This window comes from Pseudomonas chaetocerotis, from assembly GCF_015712105.2.
GTDB lineage: Bacteria > Pseudomonadota > Gammaproteobacteria > Pseudomonadales > Pseudomonadaceae > Aquipseudomonas > Aquipseudomonas chaetocerotis.
The window spans coordinates 14,014-39,397 of record NZ_JACFYX020000017.1 but is presented as its reverse complement, the minus strand read 5'-3'; the positions used below and the strand labels follow the sequence as shown (position 1 = coordinate 39,397).

General features: G+C 60.8%; 23 protein-coding genes. 19 read left to right on the top strand and 4 right to left on the bottom strand.

Annotated features, from left to right (window positions below; all coding sequences use genetic code 11):
* The first annotated feature begins 32 nt into the window (after positions 1–32).
* The 3 genes from aat to infA all read left to right on the top strand — a co-directional run bounded on the left by aat (position 33) and on the right by infA (position 1,829).
* Positions 33–713 carry a leucyl/phenylalanyl-tRNA--protein transferase gene (gene aat, locus H3221_RS23510; protein WP_196476163.1) on the top strand — a complete coding sequence of 227 codons (681 nt, stop codon included), beginning with the start codon at positions 33–35 and terminating at the stop codon, positions 711–713.
* Between the two features lie 53 nt (positions 714–766).
* Complete coding sequence (locus H3221_RS23505; RefSeq protein WP_196476164.1) at positions 767–1,474, top strand: arginyltransferase; 708 nt, start codon at positions 767–769, stop codon at positions 1,472–1,474.
* Positions 1,475–1,610: 136 nt separating this feature from the next.
* Entirely contained in the window at positions 1,611–1,829 is a 219-nt protein-coding gene (infA, locus tag H3221_RS23500) for a translation initiation factor IF-1 (RefSeq protein ID WP_002553999.1), read from the top strand.
* A 95-nt stretch (positions 1,830–1,924) separates the two neighbouring features.
* Here infA and clpA read toward each other — a convergent pair whose 3' ends face one another.
* Positions 1,925–4,195: an ATP-dependent Clp protease ATP-binding subunit ClpA gene (gene clpA / locus H3221_RS23495; protein WP_074678625.1), complete on the bottom strand. Its 2,271-nt coding sequence runs from the start codon at positions 4,193–4,195 to the stop codon at positions 1,925–1,927.
* A 29-nt stretch (positions 4,196–4,224) separates the two neighbouring features.
* On the bottom strand, positions 4,225–4,587 hold the full coding sequence (gene clpS, locus H3221_RS23490) for an ATP-dependent Clp protease adapter ClpS (protein WP_003460431.1): 363 nt from the start codon (positions 4,585–4,587) through the stop codon (positions 4,225–4,227).
* 231 nt (positions 4,588–4,818) lie between these two features.
* Here clpS and cspD point away from each other — a divergent pair, with 231 nt between their 5' ends.
* Positions 4,819–5,088: a cold shock domain-containing protein CspD gene (gene cspD, locus H3221_RS23485; RefSeq protein WP_072424088.1), complete on the top strand. Its 270-nt coding sequence runs from the start codon at positions 4,819–4,821 to the stop codon at positions 5,086–5,088.
* A gap of 134 nt (positions 5,089–5,222) precedes the next feature.
* On the opposite strand, the gene icd is transcribed toward cspD, so the two are convergent.
* Positions 5,223–6,479: an NADP-dependent isocitrate dehydrogenase gene (gene icd, locus H3221_RS23480; RefSeq protein ID WP_196476165.1), complete on the bottom strand. Its 1,257-nt coding sequence runs from the start codon at positions 6,477–6,479 to the stop codon at positions 5,223–5,225.
* 357 nt (positions 6,480–6,836) lie between these two features.
* On the opposite strand from icd, the gene H3221_RS23475 reads away from it, so the two are divergent.
* The 13 genes from H3221_RS23475 to H3221_RS23415 all read left to right on the top strand — a co-directional run bounded on the left by H3221_RS23475 (position 6,837) and on the right by H3221_RS23415 (position 22,257).
* Positions 6,837–9,065 (top strand): NADP-dependent isocitrate dehydrogenase, encoded by a 2,229-nt coding sequence (locus tag H3221_RS23475; protein WP_196476166.1) that lies wholly within the window; start codon positions 6,837–6,839, stop codon positions 9,063–9,065.
* Positions 9,066–9,201: 136 nt separating this feature from the next.
* A complete protein-coding gene (locus tag H3221_RS23470; RefSeq protein ID WP_196476167.1) occupies positions 9,202–9,642 on the top strand; it encodes an NUDIX hydrolase in 441 nt (146 codons plus the stop codon).
* A 137-nt stretch (positions 9,643–9,779) separates the two neighbouring features.
* The gene (mnmA, locus tag H3221_RS23465) at positions 9,780–10,892 is read left to right on the top strand and encodes a tRNA 2-thiouridine(34) synthase MnmA (protein ID WP_196476168.1); all 1,113 of its coding nucleotides are present in this window, start codon (positions 9,780–9,782) and stop codon (positions 10,890–10,892) included.
* A complete protein-coding gene (gene hflD, locus H3221_RS23460) occupies positions 10,889–11,509 on the top strand; it encodes a high frequency lysogenization protein HflD (RefSeq protein WP_196476169.1) in 621 nt (206 codons plus the stop codon). Before mnmA ends, hflD begins: the two co-directional genes overlap by 4 nt.
* Positions 11,510–11,511: 2 nt before the next feature.
* On the top strand, positions 11,512–12,375 hold the full coding sequence (locus tag H3221_RS23455) for a DMT family transporter (protein WP_196476170.1): 864 nt from the start codon (positions 11,512–11,514) through the stop codon (positions 12,373–12,375).
* A gap of 148 nt (positions 12,376–12,523) precedes the next feature.
* A complete protein-coding gene (purB, locus tag H3221_RS23450; protein ID WP_072424092.1) occupies positions 12,524–13,894 on the top strand; it encodes an adenylosuccinate lyase in 1,371 nt (456 codons plus the stop codon).
* Positions 13,895–13,972: 78 nt separating this feature from the next.
* Positions 13,973–15,139, top strand: a complete 1,167-nt coding sequence (locus H3221_RS23445) for a ribosomal protein uL16 3-hydroxylase (RefSeq protein ID WP_196476171.1) — start codon at positions 13,973–13,975, stop codon at positions 15,137–15,139.
* On the top strand, positions 15,132–15,557 hold the full coding sequence (locus H3221_RS23440; RefSeq protein WP_196476172.1) for a GNAT family N-acetyltransferase: 426 nt from the start codon (positions 15,132–15,134) through the stop codon (positions 15,555–15,557). Before H3221_RS23445 ends, H3221_RS23440 begins: the two co-directional genes overlap by 8 nt.
* 8 nt (positions 15,558–15,565) lie before the next feature.
* Positions 15,566–16,207 (top strand): DUF7931 domain-containing protein, encoded by a 642-nt coding sequence (locus H3221_RS23435; protein ID WP_196476173.1) that lies wholly within the window; start codon positions 15,566–15,568, stop codon positions 16,205–16,207.
* A complete protein-coding gene (locus tag H3221_RS23430; protein WP_196476174.1) occupies positions 16,204–17,013 on the top strand; it encodes a secretin N-terminal domain-containing protein in 810 nt (269 codons plus the stop codon). Before H3221_RS23435 ends, H3221_RS23430 begins: the two co-directional genes overlap by 4 nt.
* A 562-nt stretch (positions 17,014–17,575) precedes the next feature.
* The gene (locus tag H3221_RS23425) at positions 17,576–19,171 is read left to right on the top strand and encodes an isocitrate lyase (protein ID WP_160018127.1); all 1,596 of its coding nucleotides are present in this window, start codon (positions 17,576–17,578) and stop codon (positions 19,169–19,171) included.
* Positions 19,172–19,472: 301 nt separating this feature from the next.
* Complete coding sequence (locus H3221_RS23420; protein WP_196476175.1) at positions 19,473–21,476, top strand: PhoX family protein; 2,004 nt, start codon at positions 19,473–19,475, stop codon at positions 21,474–21,476.
* 124 nt (positions 21,477–21,600) lie between these two features.
* Entirely contained in the window at positions 21,601–22,257 is a 657-nt protein-coding gene (locus H3221_RS23415) for a hypothetical protein (protein WP_196476176.1), read from the top strand.
* A 45-nt stretch (positions 22,258–22,302) separates the two neighbouring features.
* Here the strand turns inward: H3221_RS23415 and H3221_RS23410 are convergent, their stop codons facing one another.
* Positions 22,303–23,700: a pectin acetylesterase-family hydrolase gene (locus H3221_RS23410; RefSeq protein ID WP_196476177.1), complete on the bottom strand. Its 1,398-nt coding sequence runs from the start codon at positions 23,698–23,700 to the stop codon at positions 22,303–22,305.
* A 582-nt stretch (positions 23,701–24,282) separates the two neighbouring features.
* On the opposite strand from H3221_RS23410, the gene H3221_RS23405 reads away from it, so the two are divergent.
* Together H3221_RS23405 and H3221_RS23400 are read left to right on the top strand one after the other, a co-directional pair.
* Entirely contained in the window at positions 24,283–24,696 is a 414-nt protein-coding gene (locus H3221_RS23405; RefSeq protein WP_013715479.1) for an NADH-quinone oxidoreductase subunit A, read from the top strand.
* 10 nt (positions 24,697–24,706) lie between these two features.
* A complete protein-coding gene (locus tag H3221_RS23400; RefSeq protein ID WP_036999426.1) occupies positions 24,707–25,384 on the top strand; it encodes a NuoB/complex I 20 kDa subunit family protein in 678 nt (225 codons plus the stop codon).

The following is a 25,384-nucleotide window of genomic DNA, read 5'->3' as shown; positions in this document are numbered from 1 at the left end:
TCGCCCTACCCTCTTCCGCTGGACAATCGCACATGCTGACCTGGCTGCAACGTGACTCACAGCAGTTTCCGCCACTGGCAAAAGCCATGCGTGAACCCAACGGCCTGCTGGCTGCCGGCGGCGACCTGAGCGCCGACCGCCTGATCAGCGCCTATCGGCACGGCTGCTTCCCCTGGTTTCAGGATGGCCAGCCGATTCTCTGGTGGTCGCCCGATCCGCGCACCGTTCTGCTCCCTGATGAGCTGCATGTTTCCCGCAGCCTGGCCAAACTGCTGCGCCAGCAGCGCTATCGCGTTACCTTCGACCAGGACTTCGCCGCTGTCATACAGGCCTGCGCCGAGCCACGCATTTACGCCGATGGGACCTGGATTACTCGCGACATGCAGGAGGCTTACCTACAGCTGCATCAGCGCGGTATCGCCCACTCCGTGGAAGTTTGGAGTGGAGACGAGTTGGTCGGCGGACTTTACGGTCTGGCGATGGGGCAATTGTTTTTTGGTGAATCGATGTTCAGCCGCACCGACAACGCCTCCAAGGTCGGTTTCGCCACACTGGTCGGCAAGCTGCGAGACTGGGGCTTCGTCCTCATCGACTGCCAGATGCCCACGCAGCACCTGCACAGCTTCGGCGCCAGAGCCATACCGCGCGCCAGCTTCGCCGAGTATCTGCAGCGTCATCTTGATCTGGCTTCCAGTGCAGACTGGCTCGCCTAGTCGATCTTCGCAGCCTGGCATACACTCTTATCAGGCTTCCCCGAGACACCGCCATGACCGAGCTGGCCCGCCTGAAGTTCTATGCCACTCAACCCCATCCATGCAGCTATCTGCCGGAAGAACAGGCCACTACCCTGTTTCTCGACCCCAGCCAGCCCATGGATGTGCTGGTTTATGCAGAACTTTCGGAAATGGGCTTTCGCCGCAGCGGCGACCATCTCTACCGACCGCATTGCCAGCAGTGCACCGCCTGCATTCCTGCACGCATTCCTGCCGCACGCTTCACACCTAACCGCCAGCAGCGACGCATCCTCAAACGCAATGAAGACATCGTCGTTCGCTGTGTGCGCCCGGCATTCACTGAAGAGTATTACGATCTCTACGTGAGCTATATCGAGCAGCGCCACGCTGACGGTGACATGTATCCACCGAGCCGCGACCAGTTCTCGACCTTTCTGATTCGCGACCTGCCGTTCTCACGTTTCTATGAGTTTCGTCTGCAGGGCAGACTGGTCGCCATCGCAGTCACTGACGTTCTGCCAAACGGCCTATCGGCGGTTTATACCTTCTATGACCCCACCGAAGAACGCCGCAGCCTGGGGCGATTCGCCATCCTCTGGCAAATTGGCGAAGCCGAGCGCCTGGGGCTGGAGGCTGTCTACCTCGGCTACTGGATCAAGAATTGTCGCAAGATGAACTACAAGACCCAGTACCGCCCCATCGAACTTTTCGTCAATCAGCGCTGGACACTGCTCACCTAGCCCCTCTGCCACCCCCCAGCCAACTCGACACTCCAAGCCACTTGGCGCAGCCCCCTGTTTTCGGGCACAATGCACGCCGCTTTTGCCTGGCGCCAGTTGCACCGGGCCATTTCTTGGATACCGAGGGCTTTACTGCATGTCGAAAGAAGACAGCTTCGAAATGGAAGGCACTGTCGTCGACACCCTGCCCAACACCATGTTCCGCGTGGAGTTGGAAAACGGGCACGTCGTTACCGCGCACATCTCCGGCAAGATGCGCAAGAACTACATCCGCATTCTCACTGGTGACAAGGTGCGCGTTGAGCTGACACCTTATGACTTGAGCAAGGGCCGCATCACCTACCGCGCCCGTTAAGCCAAGCACCAAACGAAAACGCCCGGCATATGCCGGGCGTTTTCGTTGATTCACTGAAAGCCATCAAGGCTTTCAGTGAATCTGAGGCCATTCGATCAGGCGACTTCTGCCGCCGTCTCGAACTCGAAGCTGGGCTCACCATCCTTGACGTCGATGTGTACCACACCGCCATGCTCGGCCAGTTCGCCAAAGAGGATCTCCTCTGCCAGCGGACGCTTGATCTTGTCCTGAATCAAACGCGCCATCGGCCGCGCGCCCATCATCACATCGTAACCACGCTCGGCCAGCCAGCCACGTGCCGCATCACTAACTTCCAGCGTGACACGCTTGTCTTCCAGCTGTGCCTGCAGTTCGGTGAGGAACTTGTCGACAATGCTCTTGATGGTCTCGTGACTCAGGCGGCCGAACTGGATGATGGTATCCAGGCGGTTGCGGAACTCCGGCGTGAAGCTTTTCTTGATGACTTCCATGGCATCGGTGGAGTGATCCTGCTGAGTGAAACCGATCGACGCACGCGAGGCGGTTTCCGCACCGGCGTTGGTGGTCATGATCAGGATCACGTTGCGGAAGTCCGCCTTGCGCCCGTTGTTGTCAGTCAGCGTGCCGTGGTCCATGACCTGCAGCAGCAGATTGAAGACTTCCGGGTGCGCTTTCTCGATTTCATCGAGCAGCAATACGCAGTGCGGCTGCTTGGTGATCGCCTCAGTCAGCAGGCCGCCCTGGTCGAAACCTACGTAACCAGGTGGCGCACCGATCAGGCGCGACACGGTGTGGCGCTCCATGTACTCGGACATGTCGAAACGTACCAGCTCGATACCCATGGCCTTGGCCAACTGCCGTGCGGCCTCGGTCTTGCCCACACCAGTAGGGCCGGCGAACAGGAAGGAACCGACCGGCTTGTCCGGCGCCTTGAGGCCCGCACGCGACAGTTTGATCGCGGTAGCCAGCGAATCGATAGCGGCATCCTGACCGAATACCGTGAGTTTCAGATCGCGCTCCAGATTACGCAGCAGCTCCTTATCGGAGCTGGACACGTGCTTCGGCGGAATCCGCGCGATCTTGGCGACGATGTCCTCGACCTGCGCCACCTCGATACGCGCCACACGCTTTTCTTCCGGTTGCAGGCGCTGGTAAGCCCCCGCCTCGTCGATCACGTCGATAGCCTTGTCCGGCATGTGGCGATCGTTGATGTAGCGCGCAGCCAACTCGGCCGCTGCACGCAGGGCTTCGTCGCTGTATTCGATGTGATGGTGCTGCTCGAAGCGCGCCTTGAGCCCCCTGAGGATACCCACGGTATCCTCCACGGAAGGCTCGACCACGTCGACTTTCTGGAAGCGCCGCGCCAGCGCGCGGTCCTTCTCGAAGATGCCGCGAAATTCCTGGAAGGTGGTCGAACCTATGCAGCGAATCTCGCCGGACGACAGCATCGGCTTGAGCAGGTTGGATGCATCCATCACCCCGCCCGACGCCGCACCTGCACCAATGATGGTGTGGATCTCGTCGATGAAGAGGATGGCATGCGGCCTTTTGCGCAGCTCGTTGAGCAGCGCCTTGAAGCGCTTCTCGAAGTCACCACGGTACTTGGTACCCGCCAGCAGCGCGCCGAGATCCAGCGAATACACTACGCTATCAGCCAGCAGGTCAGGTACCTGCTCGTCGACGATGCGCTTGGCCAGTCCTTCGGCGATGGCTGTCTTGCCGACACCAGCCTCACCTACCAGCAGCGGGTTGTTCTTGCGACGGCGGGCGAGAATCTGCGCAACACGCTCGACCTCATGCTCGCGACCGACCAGTGGATCGATACGCCCCTGACGAGCCAACTCATTGAGGTTGCTGGCGTAGGCATCCAGCGGATTGCCAGAAGCGGATGACTCGCCGCCCTCATCATCCTGCATGTCCTGATCATTTTCGTGCTGATCACCATGCCCAGGCACCTTGGAGATACCGTGGGCGATGTAGTTGACCACATCGATACGGGCCACGCTCTGCTGCTTGAGCAGGAACACGGCCTGGCTTTCCTGCTCGCTGAAGATCGCGACAAGCACGTTGGCGCCGGTCACTTCACGCTTGCCGGAGCTCTGCACATGGAACACCGCACGCTGCAGGACGCGCTGGAAGCCAAGCGTTGGCTGCGTTTCGCGGTCTTCATCATGCTGAGGAATCAGCGGCGTGGTGGAGTCGATGAACTCCTGCAAATCATGGCGCAGCTTGTCGAGGTTGGCCCCACAGGCCCTTAAAACGCTGGCCGCCGCTTCATTATCCAGCAAGGCGAGCAGCAGATGCTCGACCGTCATGAATTCATGACGCTTGGCACGGGCCTCCTTGAAAGCCAGATTGAGGGTGACTTCGAGCTCTCGATTCAACATAGCTTCACCTCATACCCAAGTGGCCGGCGTTAACCGTCCTTCTCTATTTCACAGAGTAGCGGATGCTGGCTCTCTCGCGCGTACTGGTTGACCTGCATTGCCTTGGTCTCCGCAATATCGCGGGTGTACACACCGCACACCGCACGCCCTTCTGTATGGACGGCCAGCATGATCTTGGTCGCCAGCTCCCGGTTCATGCCGAAAAACGTTTCGAGCACTTCGACGACGAAATCCATCGGGGTGTAGTCGTCATTGAATAAGACCACCTTGTACATCGGTGGTGCCTGCAATGCTGGCTTGGATTCCTGAACAGCAATACCAGAGGAGTCATCCTCATGCTCTGCCGGGTGATCCTGATTGAATGTTAGTCGAATCTGGCTACTTGCATGCATGCTGAAATCAGAGGTTCAAGGCCGGGCGAACGGGGATGCTAGAGGGAGTTTGACTGAGTTCTCAGCCAACCGCCGTATAGCCTTGACTAACGGCAAAAGGGTGTTACAACAAATAAATACCCACTGGTGGGTATCAGGGATTCCACGCCTTCGCCCAGCCTGGTCGGTTATCGCGTGGAATCGAAGTGGATGATACTCCAGAGATGGAGTCCTTTGCAGAGGGATATCAGCATGCTCAGCGGTAAGGTCAAGTGGTTCAACAACGCCAAAGGCTATGGATTCATCCTGGCCGATGGCCGAGATGAGGACCTGTTCGCCCACTACTCGGCTATCCAGATGGACGGTTACAAGACATTAAAGGCCGGCCAGCCGGTCCGCTTCGAGATCGTGCAAGGCCCCAAAGGACTGCATGCCATCAATATCAGCGCGGTTACCGCCAACCAGGACGCCCCCGTGGCCGTACCCCAGGCGCAAAATATCGCGAGCACTGTCGAAGTCTGAGTCTCCTGCAGCCACAAAAACGCCGAGAGCGTTTTCGCGCGCAAGCCCCGAAGGGGCGAAGCACATGGATGTGCTGAACACAAAAAGGCCGGTCATATGACCGGCCCTTCTCACGCTGTCGATCAGTGAACTGATCACATATGGCTGATCATCGCATCGCCGAACGCAGAACACGACATCAGCTTCGCACCCTCCATCAGACGCTCGAAGTCATAGGTCACGGTCTTGGCGGCGATGGCGCCGTTGGTGCCCTTGATGATCAGATCAGCCGCTTCGGCCCAACCCATGTGACGCAGCATCATCTCGGCGGAGAGAATGACCGAACCCGGGTTGACCTTGTCCTGACCGGCATACTTGGGCGCCGTGCCGTGAGTCGCCTCGAACATGGCCACCGAATCGGACAGGTTGGCGCCGGGCGCGATGCCGATGCCGCCGACTTCGGCCGCCAGGGCATCGGACAGATAGTCGCCATTGAGGTTGAGAGTGGCGATCACATCGTATTCGGCCGGACGCAGCAGAATCTGCTGCAGCATGGCGTCGGCGATCACGTCCTTGACCACGATATTCTTGCCGGTGCGCGGATTCTTGAACTGCATCCATGGGCCGCCGTCAAGCAGCTCGGCGCCGAATTCCTCGCGGGCGATCTCGTAGCCCCATTCCTTGAAGGCACCCTCGGTGAACTTCATGATGTTGCCCTTGTGCACCAGGGTCACCGAGCTGCGGTCATTGTCCACGGCATATTGCAGCGCCTTGCGCACCAGGCGCTTGGTACCCGCCTCGGAAACCGGCTTGATGCCGATACCGCACATGTCGGTGAAACGGATCTTCTTGACGCCCATTTCCTCGGTGAGGAATTTGATGACCTTCTGGGCCTCGGGGCTGCCAGCTTTCCACTCGACACCGGCGTAGATGTCCTCGGAGTTCTCGCGAAAGATCACCATATCGACGTCGCCCGGCTTCTTCACCGGGCTTGGCACACCTTCGAACCAACGCACCGGGCGCAGGCAGACGTAGAGGTCGAGTTCCTGGCGCAAGGCCACGTTCAATGAGCGGATACCGCCGCCAACAGGCGTGGTCAGCGGGCCTTTGATCGAAACCACGTAATCACGTACCGCCTCGAGGGTTTCTTTCGGCAGCCAGGTGTCCTGGTCGTAAACCTGAGTGGCTTTCTCACCGGCGTAAACTTCCATCCAGGAGATCTTGCGAGCTCCGCCGTAGGCTTTTTCGACGGCAGCGTCTACGACCTTGATCATCACCGGAGAAATATCGACGCCAATTCCATCACCCTCGATGAACGGGATGATCGGGTTATCCGGAACAGTCAGCGACATATCGGCGTTGACGGTGATTTTGTCACCGCTGGCTGGCACCTGGATCTTCTGGTATCCCATGCTGGACTCCATCTTGTGGTTAGACAGGCACTCCCGAGAGTAGCGCAAACCGCTCGCGGAGACACATGTGCAAAGGTCTTATTCAACTGGGCATTCTGTGGCGAGGTGTCGCAGTGGTATACTGCTTAGGTGACTAACGAGTCATAAGGGGTGACCTGACTGGAACCAGGCAGCAACCTCTTGAAACCGGTAAACGGCCACCACTGTCTGCCGGCTCGAAATGCTCGACACTCTACGGGTGCATCCAACATCACCGCGGCGAGTCCTCGACCCGGCCCCGCCATCATGGGGCTCAAGCGCCTACCTGCGCAGGTCGAGTTTCTATGCGCGCTCAGCAAAGAAGAGAGTTAACCCTAAATGTCCACCCCTTCGAAGATCATCTACACCTTCACCGACGAAGCTCCGGCCCTCGCTACCTATTCGCTTCTGCCCATTGTAGAAGCCTTTGCCGCCTCGGCTGACATCTCCGTTGAAACCCGCGACATCTCTCTTGCTGGACGGATCCTGGCAAGCTTTGCCGACCGCCTGGACGCCGATAAGCGCATCGATGACGACCTGGCCAAACTGGCCGAACTGACTCTGCAAGCCGACGCCAATATCATCAAACTGCCGAACATCAGCGCTTCCGTACCTCAGCTCAAGGCGGCCATCGCCGAGCTGCAGGCTCAGGGCTACAACATTCCTGATTTCCCGGAAGATCCGCAGAACGACGAAGACAAAGAAGTTCGCGCCCGCTACGCCAAGATCCTGGGCAGCGCCGTGAACCCGGTTCTGCGTGAAGGCAACTCCGACCGCCGCGCTCCGGCCGCAGTCAAGGCCTATGCCCGCAAGCATCCACACAGCATGGGCAAGTGGAGCATGGCTTCGCAGTCCCACGCTGACTACATGCGCGGCGGCGACTTCTTCTCCAGCGAGCAATCGATCACCATGGCCAAGGCCGGTGACGTGCGCATCGAGTTCGTCGGCAAGGACGGCAAGGTCGAAGTCAAGAAACAACTCGCCCTGCAGGAAGGCGAAGTGTTCGACAGCATGTTCATGAGCTGCCGCAAGCTGCGTGACTTCTTCGAGAAGACCCTGCAGGACTGCAAGGACACCGGCGTGATGTGGTCCCTGCACGTCAAGGCGACCATGATGAAGGTCTCCCACCCGATCGTCTTCGGCCACGCTGTCAGCGTTTACTACAAGGACGTGTTCGACAAGTACGGTGATCTGTTCAAGGAACTGGGCGTCAACCCGAACAACGGTATCAGCAGCGTCTACGACAAGATCAAGTCGCTGCCAGCCTCGCAGCAGGAAGAAATCCTGCACGACATCCACGAGGTCTATGCCCATCGCCCGGAAATGGCTATGGTCGACTCGGTCAAGGGCATCACCAACCTGCACATCCCGAGCGACGTCATCGTTGACGCCTCGATGCCGGCGATGATCCGCAACTCCGGCCAGATGTGGGGCAAGGACGGCAAGCAGAAAGACACCAAGGCCGTCATGCCTGAGAGCACCTACGCGCGCATCTATCAGGAAATGATCAACTTCTGCAAAACCAACGGTGCGTTCGACCCGACCACCATGGGTACCGTGCCGAACGTCGGCCTGATGGCGCAGAAGGCCGAAGAGTACGGCTCTCACGACAAGACCTTCGAAATGACCGCCGACGGCACCATGCGCGTCGTAGCTGCCGACGGCACCGTGCTGATGCAGCACCAGGTCGAAGCCGGTGACATCTGGCGCGCCTGCCAGACCAAGGACGCGCCGATTCGCGACTGGGTCAAGCTGGCCGTTACTCGCGCCCGTCAGTCCGAGACCCCGGCCATCTTCTGGCTGGACCCGGAACGCGCCCACGACCGCGAACTGCAAAAGAAGGTCGAGCTGTACCTCAAGGATTACGACCTGACCGGTCTGGACATCCGCATGATGGGCTACAACGAAGCCATTCGCGTATCCATGGAGCGCATGATCCGTGGCCAGGACACCATTTCGGTGACCGGCAACGTGCTGCGTGACTACCTGACCGACCTGTTCCCGATCATGGAGCTGGGCACCTCGGCCAAGATGCTGTCCATCGTTCCGCTGATGGCTGGCGGCGGCATGTACGAAACCGGCGCCGGCGGCTCGGCACCCAAGCACGTGCAGCAACTGGTCGAAGAGAACTACCTGCGTTGGGATTCCCTGGGCGAGTTCCTGGCCCTGGCCGTGTCGCTGGAAGAGACCGGCATCAAGACCAACAACGCCAAGGCCAAGGTTCTGGGCAAGACCCTGGATCAAGCCACCGGCAAGCTGCTGGACAATAACAAGTCCCCGGCGCGCAAGGTCGGCGAGATCGACAACCGTGGTAGCCACTTCTACCTGGCCCTGTACTGGGCACAAGCCCTGGCCGAGCAGAATGACGACGCCGAGCTGAAAGCCCGCTTCGCCCCGCTGGCCAAGCAACTGACCGAGCAGGAAGCGACTATCGTTGGCGAACTGGCTGCCGTACAAGGCAAGCCGGTCGAAATCGGTGGCTACTACCGCTCCAACCCCGAGCTGACCAGCAAGGTGATGCGCCCCAGCGCCACCTTCAACGCCGCTCTGGCCGCACTGAATGCCTGATTAAGGCCTTTGCGTGAAAAGAACCCCGGCCTCGTGCCGGGGTTTTTCGTTAGGCTAGGCCCCCTGTTCGATGAGTACAGACATCAAGTTGGTGACAGTCGGTGCGCGCGGCGCACCCTACCCCGGAGGATTTCAGATGGTGTGGCAACCCCACATCACCGTGGCCACGGTGATCGAAGATGATGGTCGTTTCCTGTTCGTCGAAGAACTCAAGGCCGGTCGCATGGTGCTCAACCAGCCGGCCGGGCATCTGGAAGCCGACGAGACCCTACGCGAAGCTGCGCTGCGCGAGACGCTCGAAGAAACCGGCTGGGAGGTGGAGCTCAACGGCCTGCTCGGCATCTACCTCTATACCGCGCCGAGCAATGGCGTGACCTACCAACGCGTGTGCTTCAGTGCCCGACCCGTGCGCCATGACCCTGATCGCAAACTGGACACCGATATCAACGGCATCACTTGGCTGACCCGTGACGAGCTGGCAACACAGCCCGAGCGCTGGCGCAGCGAGCTGGTGCTGCGTTGCGTCGACGACTACCTGGCCGGTATCAGCGGGCCATTGGCGTTGGTGCGCGATTGACCACGAGCGTACGCTTTTGCGTAGGGCGCGCTGAGCGCTCCGTCGATACCGCGACGCCTGCCTGGTACGGCGCCCCCTACCGGGCACGAGCTTTCTGGTAAACTCGACGGCTTTTCAGGCTTCACTCGCAGACTCCCATGCAAGCACCTAGCACCCAACGCGTGATCGTCGGCATGTCCGGCGGTGTCGATTCGTCCGTTTCCGCCCTGCTGCTCATCGAGGCGGGCTACCAGGTCGAAGGCCTGTTCATGAAGAACTGGGACGAAGACGACGGCACCGAATACTGCACCGCCATGGACGATCTGGCCGACGCCCAGGCCGTATGCGACCGCATCGGCATCAAGCTGCACACCGCCAACTTCGCCGCCGAGTACTGGGATAACGTGTTCGAGCATTTCCTGGCCGAATACCAGGCCGGACGCACGCCGAACCCGGACATCCTGTGTAACCGCGAGATCAAGTTCAAGGCCTTCCTCGACTACGCACTGTCGCTCGGCGCCGATTTGATCGCCACCGGCCACTACGTGCGTCGCCGTGATATCGACGGCCGCACCGAACTGCTCAAGGGCCTGGACCCGAACAAGGACCAGAGCTACTTCCTGCATGCCGTCGGCGGCGAGCAGATCGCCCGGACTCTGTTCCCGGTCGGCGAGCTGGAAAAACCACAGGTGCGCGCCATTGCCGAGAAATACGAGCTGGCCACCGCGAAAAAGAAAGACTCCACGGGTATCTGCTTCATCGGCGAACGACGCTTCAGTGACTTCCTCAAGCAGTACCTGCCGGCGCAGCCGGGCGATATCGAAACCACCGACGGCCAGGTCATCGGCCGTCATCATGGCCTGATGTACCACACCATCGGCCAGCGTCAGGGCCTGGGTATCGGCGGCCTCAAGGATGCCAGCGACGATCCCTGGTACGTGCTGCGCAAGGACCTGACTCGCAACGTGCTGATCGTTGGCCAGGGCAACGAACACCCCTGGCTGTTCTCGCGCGCCCTGCTCGCCTCTGACATCTACTGGGTCAACCCGCTGGATCTGAGCAGCCCGCGCCGCCTGACCGCCAAGGTGCGTTACCGCCAGAGCGACCAGCGCTGCACCCTGGAGAAGACCGAGAACGGCTATCGTGCCGTGTTCGAAGAGCCACAACGTGCCGTCACGCCCGGTCAGTCCGTGGTGTTCTATGACGGCGATGTCTGCCTGGGTGGCGGTGTGATCGAAACCGCAGAAGCCTGGTACGAGGACGCCCGATGAGCCCGATTCAGGAGCAACTGGTGGCCCTCGGCGCCGTCTTCGAAGCGGCCTCCCTGGCCGACAAGATCGCCCGTACCGGCCAGGTCAGCGAAGCCTCCATGGGCTGTATGCTCGGCAGCCTGCTGGTGCGCGACCCGAAAAGCACGCTGGACGTATACGGCGGAGATGACCTCAACCTGCGCGACGGTTATCGCGCGTTGATCAGCTCGCTGGAGCGCAATCCATCTGCCCTGCAGCGCGAGCCGCTGCGCTATGCGCTGGCGATGATCGGCCTGGAGCGCCAACTGGACAAGCGCGGCGACATGTTGCAGGTCATGGGCAGCCGCCTGGATCAGATCCAGCAGCAGGTCGAGCATTTCGGCCTGGTCCATGACAACGTCATTGCTGCGTGCGGCGGCCTGTATCAGGACACCATCAGCACCTTCCGCCAGCGGATTCAGGTGCATGGCGACATGCGCTTTCTGCAGCAGCCGAACAACGCCGCGAAAATCCGCGCCCTGCTGCTCGCCGGTATCCGTTCGGCACGCCTGTGGCGTCAGCTCGGCGGCCACCGCTGGCAGCTGGTGTTCAGCCGCAGCAAACTGCTCAAAGAACTCTACGAACTGACGCGAAGCTGACCATGGAGCCCGCCAGCCGCAGCGTAAAACCCCTTCAGGGTGCCCTGCTGCTGGCGCTCTCGGCGCTGCTGTTCGCCTTCACCGGGGTCGGCATTCGCGAAATCTCCGTCAGCGTCAACAACGAGTCGGTGGTGTTCTTCCGTAACCTGGTCGGCGTCTTGTTCTTTCTGCCGCTGCTGCTGGTGCGCGGCGTGCGACCACTGCGCACGACACGGCTGAAATCCCATCTCTGGCGCACCACCTATGGCCTGGCGGCGATGTACTGCTTTTTCTACGCCATCGCCCACCTGCCGCTGGCCGACGCCATGCTTTTCACTTATTCGGCACCGGTGTTCACACCGCTGATCGCACACCTCTGGCTCAAAGAGCCACTGACTCGGCGCATGCTGGTCTGCAGCCTGATAGGCCTGTGCGGTGTACTGCTGGTGGCCAAGCCCAGCGCCGCCCTGTTCGAGGGGCCCGCGCTGTTTGGCCTGGCGGCCAGCCTGTTGGCGGCTTTCGCCTTCGTCTCCATCCGCGAGATGAGTGACAGCGAGCCAGCCACCCGCATCGTTTTCTATTTCTCGCTGTTCAGCGCGCTGTTCTCCGCCATCCCGCTGACCTGGAGCTGGCAACCGCTCGACTCCACGCAACTGAGCTGGCTGCTGGGCATCGGCCTGCTGGCCACCGCCAGCCAGGTGATCATGTCACGCGCCTACGGCCTGGCACCGCCAGGGCTGATCGGTCCAGTCGCCTACCTGGCCATCGTCTTCGCCGGCATCATTGCCTGGCTGCTCTGGGGCGAGACGCCGGACACCCTGTCGCTGCTCGGTGCAGCATTGATCTTCGCCGCCAGTCTGTTATCGGTCGCAAGACGCAGGGCATAGGCGGCCAAGCGCTGGTTTTCATGTATGATGTGCGCCCTTTTCGTCAGAGGTCGTCCAGGCACCTGAGCCAGCGCCTGCTTCATCCAAGCCGGCACGATGCACAGCGCCCCCGGATGGCTTTTCAGCCCGACAGCCCGAGAACGCCTACATGCAGCTTTCCTCGCTCACCGCGGTTTCCCCCGTCGACGGCCGCTACGCCGGCAAAACCAGCGCCCTGCGCCCCATCTTCAGCGAATACGGCCTGATCCGTAGCCGTGTACTGGTCGAAGTGCGCTGGCTGCAGCGCCTGGCTGCCCACGAGGGCATCCCGGAAGTCGCACCCTTCTCCGCCGAAGCCAACGCCCTGCTCAACGAGCTGGCCGAGAACTTCGCCGTCGAGCACGCCGAGCGCGTCAAGGAAATCGAGCGCACCACCAACCACGACGTCAAGGCCGTGGAATACCTGCTCAAGGAGCAGGCTGCCAAGCTGCCGGAGCTGGACAAAGTCAGCGAGTTCATCCACTTCGCCTGCACCAGCGAGGACATCAACAACCTGTCCCACGCCCTGATGCTGCGCGAAGGCCGTGACAGCGTGCTGCTGCCGCTGATGAAGCAACTGGCAGGCGCCATTCGTGAGCTGGCGGTTAAATTCGCCGATGTGCCGATGCTGTCGCGCACCCATGGCCAGCCGGCCTCGCCGACCACTCTGGGCAAGGAACTGGCCAACGTCGTCCACCGCCTGGAGCGCCAGATCGCTCAGGTCGCTGCCGTGCCGCTGCTGGGCAAGATCAACGGCGCCGTGGGCAACTACAACGCCCACCTGTCCGCCTACCCGAGCATCGACTGGGAAGCCAACGCCCGACAGTTCATCGAAGGTGACCTGGGCCTGACCTGGAACCCCTACACCACCCAGATCGAGCCGCACGACTATATTGCCGAGCTGTTCGACGCCATCGCCCGCTTCAATACCATCCTGATCGACTTCGACCGCGATGTGTGGGGCTACATCTCCCTCGGCTACTTCAAGCAGAAGACCGTCGCAGGTGAAATCGGCTCCTCGACCATGCCGCACAAGGTCAACCCGATCGACTTCGAGAACTCCGAAGGCAACCTGGGTATCGCCAACGCAATCTTCCAGCACTTGGCCAGCAAGCTGCCGATCTCCCGCTGGCAGCGTGACCTGACCGACTCCACCGTGCTGCGCAACCTGGGTGTCGGTTTCGCTCACAGCGTCATCGCTTATGAAGCCAGCCTCAAGGGAATCAGTAAGTTGGAGCTTAATGCTCAGAAAATTGCTGAAGACCTGGATGCCTGCTGGGAAGTGCTCGCCGAGCCGATCCAGACCGTCATGCGTCGCTACGCCATCGAGAACCCGTACGAGAAGCTCAAGGAGCTGACCCGCGGCAAGGGCATCAGCCCCGAGGCCTTGCTGGCCTTCATCGACGGCCTGGACATGCCGACCGCCGCCAAGGAAGAGCTCAAGCAACTGACCCCGGCGCGCTACATCGGTAACGCCGTGGCCCAGGCCAAGCGCATTTAAGTGCGATCAGCCTCGAGGACGCCCGGCTGAGCCGGGCGTTTTTGTTTAAAGGTTTTTATCAATTTCAAGGGCTTACTGATGAATCCTGATACTCCGCTGCAATTGCTGGGTGGCCTCACAGCCCGTGAATTCCTGCGCGACTACTGGCAAAAGAAACCGCTGCTGGTGCGCCAGGCGATCCCCGACTTCGAAAGCCCGATCAGCCCGGACGAACTCGCCGGCCTGGCACTGGAAGAAGAAGTCGAATCGCGCCTGGTGATCGAGCACGGCGAGCGCCCCTGGGAGCTGCAGCGCGGCCCGTTCAATGAAGACACCTTCCAGGAGTTGCCCGAGCGCGACTGGACCCTGCTGGTCCAGGCCGTAGACCAGTTTGTCCCGGAAGTGGCCGAACTGCTGGAAGACTTCAAGTTCCTGCCCAAGTGGCGCATCGACGATCTGATGATCAGCTTCGCCGCACCCGGTGGCGGTGTCGGCCCGCATTTCGACAACTACGACGTATTCCTGCTGCAGGCTCACGGCCATCGTCGCTGGCAGATTGGCCAGATGTGCGATGCCGACAGCCCGCTGCTTCCCCACGCCGATCTGAAGATCCTGGCTCAATTCGAACCAACCGATGAATGGGTGCTGGCACCCGGCGACATGCTTTACCTGCCGCCATGCCTCGCCCACTGTGGCACCGCTGAGGATGATTGCATGACCTATTCCGTGGGCTTTCGCGCGCCGAGCGCCGCTGAAGTACTGACCCATTTCACCGATTTCCTCGGCCAGTTCCTGCCCGACGAAGAGCGCTACAGCGATGCCGACATCCAGCCGAGCGAGGATCCCAACCAGATCCAGCGCGACGCCCTGGAGCGCCTCAAGGCCCTGCTCAACGAACACATGAGCGACGAGCGCCTGCTGATGACCTGGTTCGGCCAGTTCATGACCGAACCCAAGTACCCGGAGCTGGTTGCCGGCATCGAGATCGAGGAGGAGGATTTCCTCGGCGCCCTGGAAGATGGCGCGATACTCATCCGCAACCCCAGCGCCCGCATGGCCTGGTCGGAGGTCGGTGAAGACCTGGTGTTGTTCGCCAGCGGTCAGAGCCGCTTGGTCTCGGCTCGCCTGCGCGAACTGTTGAAGCTGATCTGCAGCGCCGATGCGTTACATGTGGAAAACCTCGGCGCCTGGCTGGCCGACGACGAGGGGCGTACCCTGCTGTGGGAACTGGTCAAGCAAGGCAGCCTGGGATTTGCCGATGAGTGAAATCACCGTCCGTGTCGCGGACTGGCATAGGGACAATGCCGAGCTTCGCCGTATCCGCGACAGCGTGTTCGTCGCAGAGCAATCGGTTCCGCCGGAACTGGAATGGGACGCCGAGGATACCGACGCCTTACACTTCATTGCCGAGGAAGGCGATTACCCGGTGGGTACCGCGCGCCTGCTGCCCGACGGCCATATTGGTCGCGTTTCGGTGCTCAAGGATTGGCGCGGCCTGAAAGTGGGCGAAAAACTGATGCAGGCGGTGATTGCAGAAGCGGAAAAACGCGGCCTGCATCAGCAAATGCTCACTGCTCAGGTGCACGCCACGCCGTTCTATGAAAGGCTAGGCTTCAGGATTGTCAGCGACGAGTACCTCGATGCCGGCATACCGCACGTGGATATGGTGCGCACCAGCCAGTAGAGACCGAAATGAACGACAAAGACGCCCCGGTCGATCCGATCGATACGCCAGAGCCCAGCGAACTGGCGGCCATCGAATTCGAGTCGCCTGGGCGTTTTGCCGTGCACAATCCCGAATCCGTTATGCCCGATGTGGCGCAATGGGAGCCCGCCCCGTTCATACTCGGTCAGCACGAGCACCTGGAGCGTTTCAGCCAGCCTCAGCAGGCTCGCGCCCACATCCTGGCGCTGATCCAGCAGGCCCAGCGCACTCTGTGCCTGTACAGCGATGATCTGGAACCATGGCTCTATCACCACAGCAGCGTGCAGCAGGCCTGCACGGGGTTCTTGCTGAGCAGCCCGCGGGCGCGCCTGCGCATCCTCCTGCGTGACCCGACCCGTGCCGTGAAGGAAGGTCACCGGCTGCTCGCCCTGTCACGCCGGCTGTCCTCCAACCTGCATATCCGCAAACTCAACCCGGACTACGCCAGCATCGATCAGGCCTACCTGATCGCCGATGACACAGGCCTGTTCCTGCGGCCTGAGCTCGATCAACAATCCGGCTACACCCTGTATAACGATCCGGCGCGCGTGCGCCAATGCCAAACCCAGTTCGACCAGGCCTGGGATACCAGCATCACCGACCCTGATCTGCGGAGCTTTCTGCTATGACCCTGCGCACGCTGTTCGCCGCCCTGCTTCTCGGCCTGTGCCTGCCGCTGCATGCGGCCACCGAGGTAATCCCGCTGAATTACCGCACCGCTGATGACGTGCTCGGCGTGGTGCAATCGATGCTCGGCAACGAGGGCAAGGTCAGCGCTTACGGTAATCAGCTGATCGTCAATGCGTCCCCAGCCAAGATCGGTGAGGTGCGCGTACTGCTGCAGCAACTCGACACTCGCCCTCGCCGCCTGCTGATCACCGTGGAAAGCGCCGACAGCAACTACCAGAACGACCGTGGCTATCGCGTCGACGGCACCCTCAGCGCCGGCAATGCCGAAGTACAGGTCGGCCGCGGCGAAGTGAACGGTCGCGACCAGGTGCGCATCATTCGCCGCAGCACCGACAGCCGTGGTGGCGGCACCCAGCAGGTACAGGCTACCGAAGGCTATCCGGCACTGATTCAGGTCGGCCAGAGCGTACCGCTGACCACCACCAGCACCGGCCCCTACGGCCAGGTCTACCAGGACACTCAATATCGAGACGTGACTCGCGGCTTCTACGTGACAGCCAGTCTCTCCGGCGAGCTGGTCCATGTTTCCATCAGCAGCCAGCGTGATCGCGTCAGCAACAGCCGTCCCGGTGTGATCGATGTGCAAAGCACCGACACGCGCGTCAGCGGTCGTCTCGGCGAGTGGATTACCCTGGGCGGCGTCAGTGAGGAAACCAGCTCCAGCGGCCGCGACGTGTTGCGTCGGCACACCACTCAGGGGCGCGAAGACATGTCGCTGCGCGTCAAGGTCGAAGCCCTCGACTGACCCCCCCCGACCAAAGTCGAAGTCTTTAACTCCACAAGAACGATGGACAGCTCGTGCAGCCCGCGAAATGCCTGAAACGCCCACCCCATGGGCTACCAAGCGTGACCAGGCAGTCGCCTACTGAATATGTAGTAGTTTTAAAAAAGCACTACAAAACGTTTGACGAAGCATTTTCCCAGAGGCATGATGGCCTCGCTCCCGCTAGCCAGGGGTCCTGAAAAGGATCTCCAGACCGCCCGCGAAGTACTTCGCAACGGTCCGTGTCCCAACAGCCCACAAGGCCGTACGACGAGGTTGCGACTGGAACGAAGTTGTCCTGAGGGACGGGGAAGCGTTTAGCGTCAGACAGATCGAAAGCCCAGCGGGTGCCCAAGGTTTCCACGAGCCAACCGGCCCAAGCGAAGTTCTCGAACTGTTCGCCACATCTCCCCCCCCTCGCGGTCAATCCTCGCCCCAGCCGTATTCTCGCCGTCAAAGTGGAAGCCTCCCGCAGCCGCTGCATCCGTGCACGCATTGCGTGGGTAGTCGGTGCTCAACCAACACATTTTCTGAAGGATTGACCATGTCCGCATATCAAAACGACATCAAGGCTGTAGCCGCTCTGAAAGAGAAGTTCGGCAGCAGCTGGAGCGCTATCAACCCCGAGTCCGTCGCCCGTATGCGCGCTCAGAACCGCTTCAAGACCGGTCTGGAAATCGCTCAGTACACCGCTGACATCATGCGCAAGGACATGGAAGAGTACGACGCCGACTCCTCCGTCTATACCCAGTCGCTGGGTTGCTGGCACGGCTTCATCGGTCAGCAGAAGCTGATCTCGATCAAGAAGCACCTGAAAACCACCAACAAGCGCTACCTCTACCTGTCCGGCTGGATGGTTGCCGCTCTGCGCTCCGACTTCGGCCCGCTGCCGGACCAGTCGATGCACGAGAAGACCGCCGTCTCCGACCTGATCGAAGAGCTCTACACCTTCCTGCGTCAGGCCGACAGCCGCGAACTGGATCTGCTGTTCACCGCACTGGATGCTGCTCGCGCAGCTGGCGATCAAGCCAAGGCTGCCGAGATCCAGAACCAGATCGACAACCACGAAACTCACATCGTGCCGATCATTGCCGACATCGATGCTGGCTTCGGTAACCCGGAAGCCACCTACCTGCTGGCCAAGCGCATGATCGAAGCCGGTGCATGCTGCATCCAGATCGAGAACCAGGTTTCCGACGAGAAACAGTGCGGCCACCAGGACGGTAAAGTGACCGTTCCTCACGCCGACTTCCTCGCCAAGATCGCTGCCGTTCGCTACGCCTTCCTCGAACTGGGCATCGACAACGGCGTAATCGTTGCGCGTACCGACTCCCTGGGCGCCGGCCTGACCAAGCAGATCGCCGTAACCAACGAGCCGGGCGACCTGGGCGACCTGTACAACAGCTTCCTCGATTGCGAAGAAGTTTCCGCTGCCGACCTGGGCAACGGTGACGTCGTGATCAACCGTGGCGGCAAGCTACTGCGTCCGAAGCGCCTGCCGTCCAACCTGTTCCAGTTCCGTGCTGGCACCGGTGAAGCACGCTGCGTACTGGACTGCATCACCAGCCTGCAGAACGGCGCCGACCTGCTGTGGATCGAAACCGAGAAGCCGCACGTTGGTCAGATCGCGGCCATGGTCAACGAAATCCGCAAGACCATCCCGAACGCCAAGCTGGTTTACAACAACAGCCCATCGTTCAACTGGACCCTGAACTTCCGTCAGCAGGTGTTCGATGCCATGGTTGCCGAAGGCAAGGACGTTTCCGCCTACGACCGCGCCAAGCTGATGAGCGTCGAGTACGACGAAACCGAACTGGCCCAGATTGCCGACGAGAAGATCCGCACCTTCCAGCGCGACGGCTCGGCTCAGGCAGGCATCTTCCACCACCTGATCACCCTGCCGACCTACCACACTGCGGCGCTGTCCACCGACAACCTGGCCAAGGGCTACTTCGCCGACCAGGGCATGCTGGCCTACGTGAAAGGCGTGCAGCGTCAGGAACTGCGTCAGGGTATCGCCTGCGTCAAGCACCAGAACATGGCTGGCTCCGACATCGGCGACAACCACAAGGAGTACTTCGCTGGCGAAGCAGCTCTTAAGGCGAGCGGTAAAGACAACACCATGAACCAGTTCCACTAAGAACGGTTCGCCTGCTGCGGACCACGCATCCGCAGCAGTCTGTTTGCCTAATCCGCCCCGGCTTTGCCGGGGCTTTTTTTATGCCTGGCCGCAGGTTGCGTCCTGCGCACCAATACCGCCGCAAATGCCTACCCCGTGGCCTGCACAGACTCGCCGCACCCGATGAAATGATGCCAACCTGATGGGTGGCCATCACCCCTCCGTGCAGTTTTGTGCAACAGCGCACAGGCACTGTCACTATTCCGTCGTTTTCCTTGGTTAGCGTCATGACTCCGTCGATCAGCCTCACCAGGAGCCCTCCATGCGCAATGAACAAGAGCAAGACGTGCTATTCGGCAATGGCGATGAGCCGCTTAGCAACGCTTCCAGCAATCCCCATATCAACGACCTGATCAATGCCGACCTGAGCCGTCGTCAGGTGGTCGCCGGCGGCGCTGCGCTCGGCGTAATGGGTTTTCTCGGCGTAGCCATGCCCGGCAGCGCCGAAGCCGCCGGCAACCCGGTCATGGACCTGCTCGACCGCCTGAAGAAACGCAGCAAACGCCTGCCGTTCAGCCCGGTGGCGGTGACTCGCGCCGACACCATCAGCGTGCCTGCCGGTTACAAGGCCACCCCCTTCATCCCCTGGGGCACGCCCATTCGTGGCAGCTTCCCGGCCTTTCTCGACAACGCCGGAAACAGTGCCGCCGACCAGGCCGACCAGATCGGCATGCACCATGACGGCATGCACTTTTTCCCCATCGACGGCCAGCGCGGCGGCGGTCGCAAGAGCGACCACGGCCTGCTGGTACTCAACCACGAGTACATCGACGCTCCACTGCTGCACCCCAACGGCCCCACATTGGTCGGTGGCAAGCGCAGCAGTGCCGATGAAGTGCTCAAGGAAATCAACGCCCATGGCGTTTCAGTGGTGGAAGTGCGCCGTGTGCGCGGCCAATGGGAAGTGCTGCCCAGTGCACGCAACCGCCGCATCACGGGTGCGACACCGATGCAGATCAACGGACCGGCGCGCGGTCACGCCTTGCTCCGGACTCGCTACAGCCCCGACGGTACTGCTACCCGTGGCACGCTGAACAACTGCGCCAATGGCTTCACACCCTGGGGCACCTACCTGACCTGCGAGGAAAACTGGGCCGGCTATTTCGCCAGCGGCGATGCCGAGCGCCCGCGTGAAATGACCCGCTACGGTGTCGGCAGCGCCAGCCGCTACGGCTGGGATCACCTGACCGGCGACGAATTTCAGCGCTTCAACGCCACCCGTCTGGCCGCCGAGGCAGCAGGCGACTATCGCAACGAGCCGAACCACTTCGGCTGGATCGTCGAGATCGATCCCTTTGCGCCGGAATCCGCGCCGATCAAGCGCACCGCTCTGGGCCGTTTCGCTCACGAAGGCCTGGTGTTCGCCCCGGTCAAACCGGGCCGCCCGGTGGTCTGCTATTCCGGCGACGACTCGCAGAACGAGTACATCTACAAATTCGTCAGCCGCGGCAGGTACGTACCGGGTCGCAGCAACGGCAGCCTGCTCGATGAAGGCACGCTCTACGTGGCGCGCTTCAAGGCCAACGGCAAGGGTGAGTGGCTGGCGCTGGACATCAAGGACAAGGCCTTTCAGGCAGCCTGCAGGACTGCCGGGGTGAGCTTCGCCGACCAGGGCGAGGTGCTGATCAACACCCGCCTGGCTGCCGACATCGTTGGCGCCACCAAGATGGATCGTCCGGAATGGGGGGCAGTGAACCCGAACAACGGCGACGTCTACTTCACCCTCACCAACAACAGCTCGCGCACCATCGTCGATGCGGCCAACCCGCGCCCAGCCAACGCTTACGGCCACATCATCCGCTGGCGCGAGCAGAGCCGCGACTATGGCAGCCGTGAGTTCGTCTGGAGCCTGTTCCTGCTGGCGGGGCCGGAGAACGACAGCCTCGACCCCAACGGCAGACCGCTGACCGCCGACAACCGCATGGCCAGCCCGGACGGTTTGTGGTTCGACGACGATGGCCGTCTGTGGATCCAGACCGACATGAGCGGCAGCCAGCTCGCCAGCGGCCCGTTCGGCAACAACCAGATGCTGGTCGCCGAGCCCAGCACCGGCGAAATCAAGCGCTTCCTGGTCGGCCCCGTGGGCTGCGAGGTCACCGGCATCACCGCCACACCGGACTTCCGCACGCTGTTCGTCAACATCCAGCACCCGGGCGAAGGCTCGACCCCGACGGATTTTCGCAGCACCTGGCCGGACGGCCCCGGCCGCCGCCCGCGCTCGTCCACCGTGATCGTCACGCGCGAAGACGGCAAACCGCTGCTCTGATCCACACGCCTGCACCTTCTCACTCCTGACGAGAAGGTGCAGGCTCCCAATTCAATGCTTGGACAGGCAAGGCGCGGCAGCAGCTTCTACGCTGGAAGGCAGTCGACTCGCGCAAGGATTGCCCATGCCCCGCTCCACCCTGCTGTTCGGCAGTTGCATCGTGATAGGCAGCCTGACACTCACTTGGTACTGGCAACGCCCGAACACCGGAGAGCCTGCCACCTCGCCGCCAGAGCAAGCGCCAGCACTGCCATTCGCGCAAGGCAGCGCCGTGTCAGCACCAATCGACCTCAGCCCCGAGCAGATGCACCTGCTGAGCAGACCGGAAGTCCAGCAACAGCAACGGCGCCTGGATTTTCATCAGCGCTACACAGGCTTCATCAAGCGTGCCACGGAACTCGACAGCAACAGTCGCGAAGCTCAGGCGCAGACGCTGAGCGAGGGCATTGATGCACTGGAGCGCCAAGGTGAAGTGGCGCTGAGCGAGGCCCTGTTGCTGCAGATCGCCCTGATCAAGGCCGTCAGCGAAAACGAAGACGAGCAGAAGAGACGCGCTGAAGCGCTGATCAAGCGTTACCAGGCCATCAGCGCTGAGCGTGAAGCCAAACTGGCGCAACGATCTGATCCGAACTTCGAGCGCTACAAGGCCGAGGAAAAAAATATCGTCGACGAAGTGCTCGGCCTGCAGAACATTCCCGAAGGGCTCACTCGCGACCAATACCTCAGGCAACGCCTGCAAGAGGCTCGCGAGCGCAATTACCAACAAGCCCCGGATAGCTGAACGCGGCGACAACCCAAGCTATCGCCGCGTTGCTTTCGCGCCTGTTCAGAGCAACTGGTCCAGCAGGTAATAGAGCAGATTGAAGGGTTTGTTGCGGTCGGCCACATCGCTGCTTTCCGACGCATCCAGTACCTGCCCACTGCCATCGAGAACGCTGTTGACGAAGTTGTCCAGCTGCAGGTTCTGCTCCTGGATATCGGAGTTGGCGAACTCGATGATGCTGGTGCAATGGCTTTCGTTGACGTTACGGAACTGCGGGAAATAACCACCGACATTGCTCAGGCTGGCCAGTTGGCTGCGCAGACGCGTGGTGTCCGCGGCCCAGCGCTGCTTGATCAGTGCTTCCTTGGCGGCCTGATTCGGCGCGTTGACGATATCCGGGTAGAAGCGCTCGTAGGAATAGGACGAATAGTTCAGGTCCTGCCAGAAATGTGTATGCCCCATGCGGTCACCCGGCAGATTACTCGAAAGCGCCGGATACAGGCTGCCCAAGTCGTTGCCGCTGAAGCCTGGCAGGCGCGCCTGCAGGTACTGCAATGGCCCCTGAGCGGCATCGAGGCCCCAGGCCTGACGGATCAGCGTCTGCAGCGGATAGGAAGGATAAGCCTGGTTGTCGCCAGCCAGCGCGGTATAGACGGGCCCTGAATCGTTGATCAGGTAACCCCGGTTCGGCGCAATGTCCTGGCGCAGGTTGGCGTAGTTGGTCAGGCTGCCCGCGCCGCCGGCACTGCATCCCGTGGTGAGCATCTGGGTCGGTCGCGGCAGATTGTCCTTCAGCCACCCCACCACCGCGCGCATGTTACGCAAGCCGTTGTGGTGCCACACCAGCGGAGGATTTTCCCCTTGCGGGTCTTCGTAGATCGCCACCTTGTCGCCGGAGTAGATGTCGCCTGTGCAATACGGCACATAGACCATGTTCCAGTTCTGCGTCTTGACGCGCGTCCAAGGATGCAGACGCACGACGAAGGGACTGACCAGGCTGGCGCCGGGGTTGAGCAGCGACATGTAGTCATTGGCAATTCCATCAGGATTACGCGCGCCGCGTATGCCACTTTGCCCGCTGCAACTGGCGTAATCCCAGCAGGCACCGCCACCTTCCAGATAAACGATGGTGTTGCGCGTGTTCGGCACACGATTGATGAAGAACTTGTAGGGCGAGCCATTGCCGCACACCGCACCGGTCTGTGGCGCCATCTGAATCGTTTGCCAGCCGTAGTAATTGCCAGGGTTGAAGCCGCTGTTGAAACCACTCGGATTGGCCAGCAGCGGGTAAGGCCCCACACGTTGAGCGGGCGTCACCGGATTATCGGCCCTGGGCGGCGACACCAGATTGCTCAGGCTCTGCCAGAAACTGTAATCGCCCAGTTCCGCGCTGGCAGGCGCGCTCAGGGCTAGCAACAGAACGGTGGGGACAATACGCGGCAAGGACTGGACAACAGGCATGGCAAAACCCCTCATGTTGTTATTCGTACGAAGGGTCGGCATACCCAGGCAGGGGCAACTTCGCAGACCCAGCGGATGGTGGGCACTGCTCGATCGATGGCATATCGCGCTTTGGCGATTCATGCACGCTAGTACAAAATCAGCTTGACAGCCTCGCTGAATGAATAAAATTTGGTGATAGCGCAAGCCTTTCGATATGCGCTATTGGAATTTAACGCGATGCCCTGCTGCTTTGGCCTTAACACCAAAGTGGCAATGAATTGCTTATCTCGCCGAAGCTCATCAGAGCTCGAAATGAGGCAGATTAGTCAGGTGAATGGCTGTCGGAAATTGCCAGAACAGAGCTGTCAGCTATAGTCCTGAAACGTCGGGCCATACGGCTCGACGCAAAATTGCATCGATGCGACAAGTCAATCAGAAGCTCGACAGAAATGGTCCAACTTCGGGAATAATTTTTTGCTGAAAAATTTACTTACAGTTGGTCTGCACATAGTATTGTATACACACTTCGCGCCAGCGCCCTTGACGGTGCCTGGCAGCTACTAAATTAAAAAGCCGTTCCTTAATTCAAGGAGTACCGGCATGCCTGATGCGGTAACGACCATGTCCCATAACTGGGCTTTCGCTGTGTTCTTGCTGGGTGTCTGCGGGCTCATCGCCTTCATGCTCGGCGTTTCCAGCCTGCTCGGCAGCAAAGCCTGGGGACGTAGCAAGAACGAGCCGTTCGAGTCGGGCATGCTTCCTACCGGCAGCGCGCGTCTGCGCCTGTCAGCCAAGTTCTATCTGGTCGCGATGCTCTTCGTGATCTTCGACGTTGAAGCCCTCTATCTCTTCGCTTGGGCAGTCTCGGTACGCGAAAGCGGCTGGGCAGGCCTGATCGAAGCTACAGTTTTCATAGCAATTCTGTTGGCAGGTCTTGTCTATCTTTGGCGTATCGGGGCGCTCGATTGGGCACCTCAGGGACGTCGTGAACGGCAGGCGAAGCTGAAACAATGAGGCTTTGGCGATGCAATACAAACTTACTCGGGTCGACCCGGATGCGCCCAACGAGGCGTATCCGATCGGCCAGCGGGAGGTCGTCTCCGACCCGCTGCTAGAGGACCAGGTTCACAAGAACATCTACATGGGCAAGCTCTCGGACGCGCTCAACGGCGCGGTCAACTGGGGGCGCAAGAATTCCTTGTGGCCTTACAATTTCGGCCTGTCCTGCTGCTATGTGGAAATGACCACCGCCTTCACCGCCCCGCACGATGTGGCGCGCTTCGGTGCGGAAGTCATTCGCGCATCACCCCGCCAGGCCGACTTCATGGTCATCGCCGGCACCTGCTTCATCAAGATGGCGCCGGTCATCCAGCGTCTCTATGAGCAGATGCTGGAGCCCAAGTGGGTCATCTCCATGGGTTCATGCGCCAACTCCGGCGGCATGTACGACATCTACTCGGTCGTTCAGGGTGTGGACAAGTTCCTCCCCGTGGACGTCTACATTCCCGGCTGCCCGCCGCGTCCGGAGGCGTTCCTGCAAGGCTTGATGTTGCTGCAGGAATCCATCGGCCAGGAGCGCCGCCCGCTATCCTGGGTCGTTGGCGATCAAGGCATCTACCGTGCCGAAATGCCTTCGCAGAAGGAACAGCGGCGCGAGCAGCGAATCGCCGTGACCAACCTGCGTAGCCCCGACGAAGTCTGA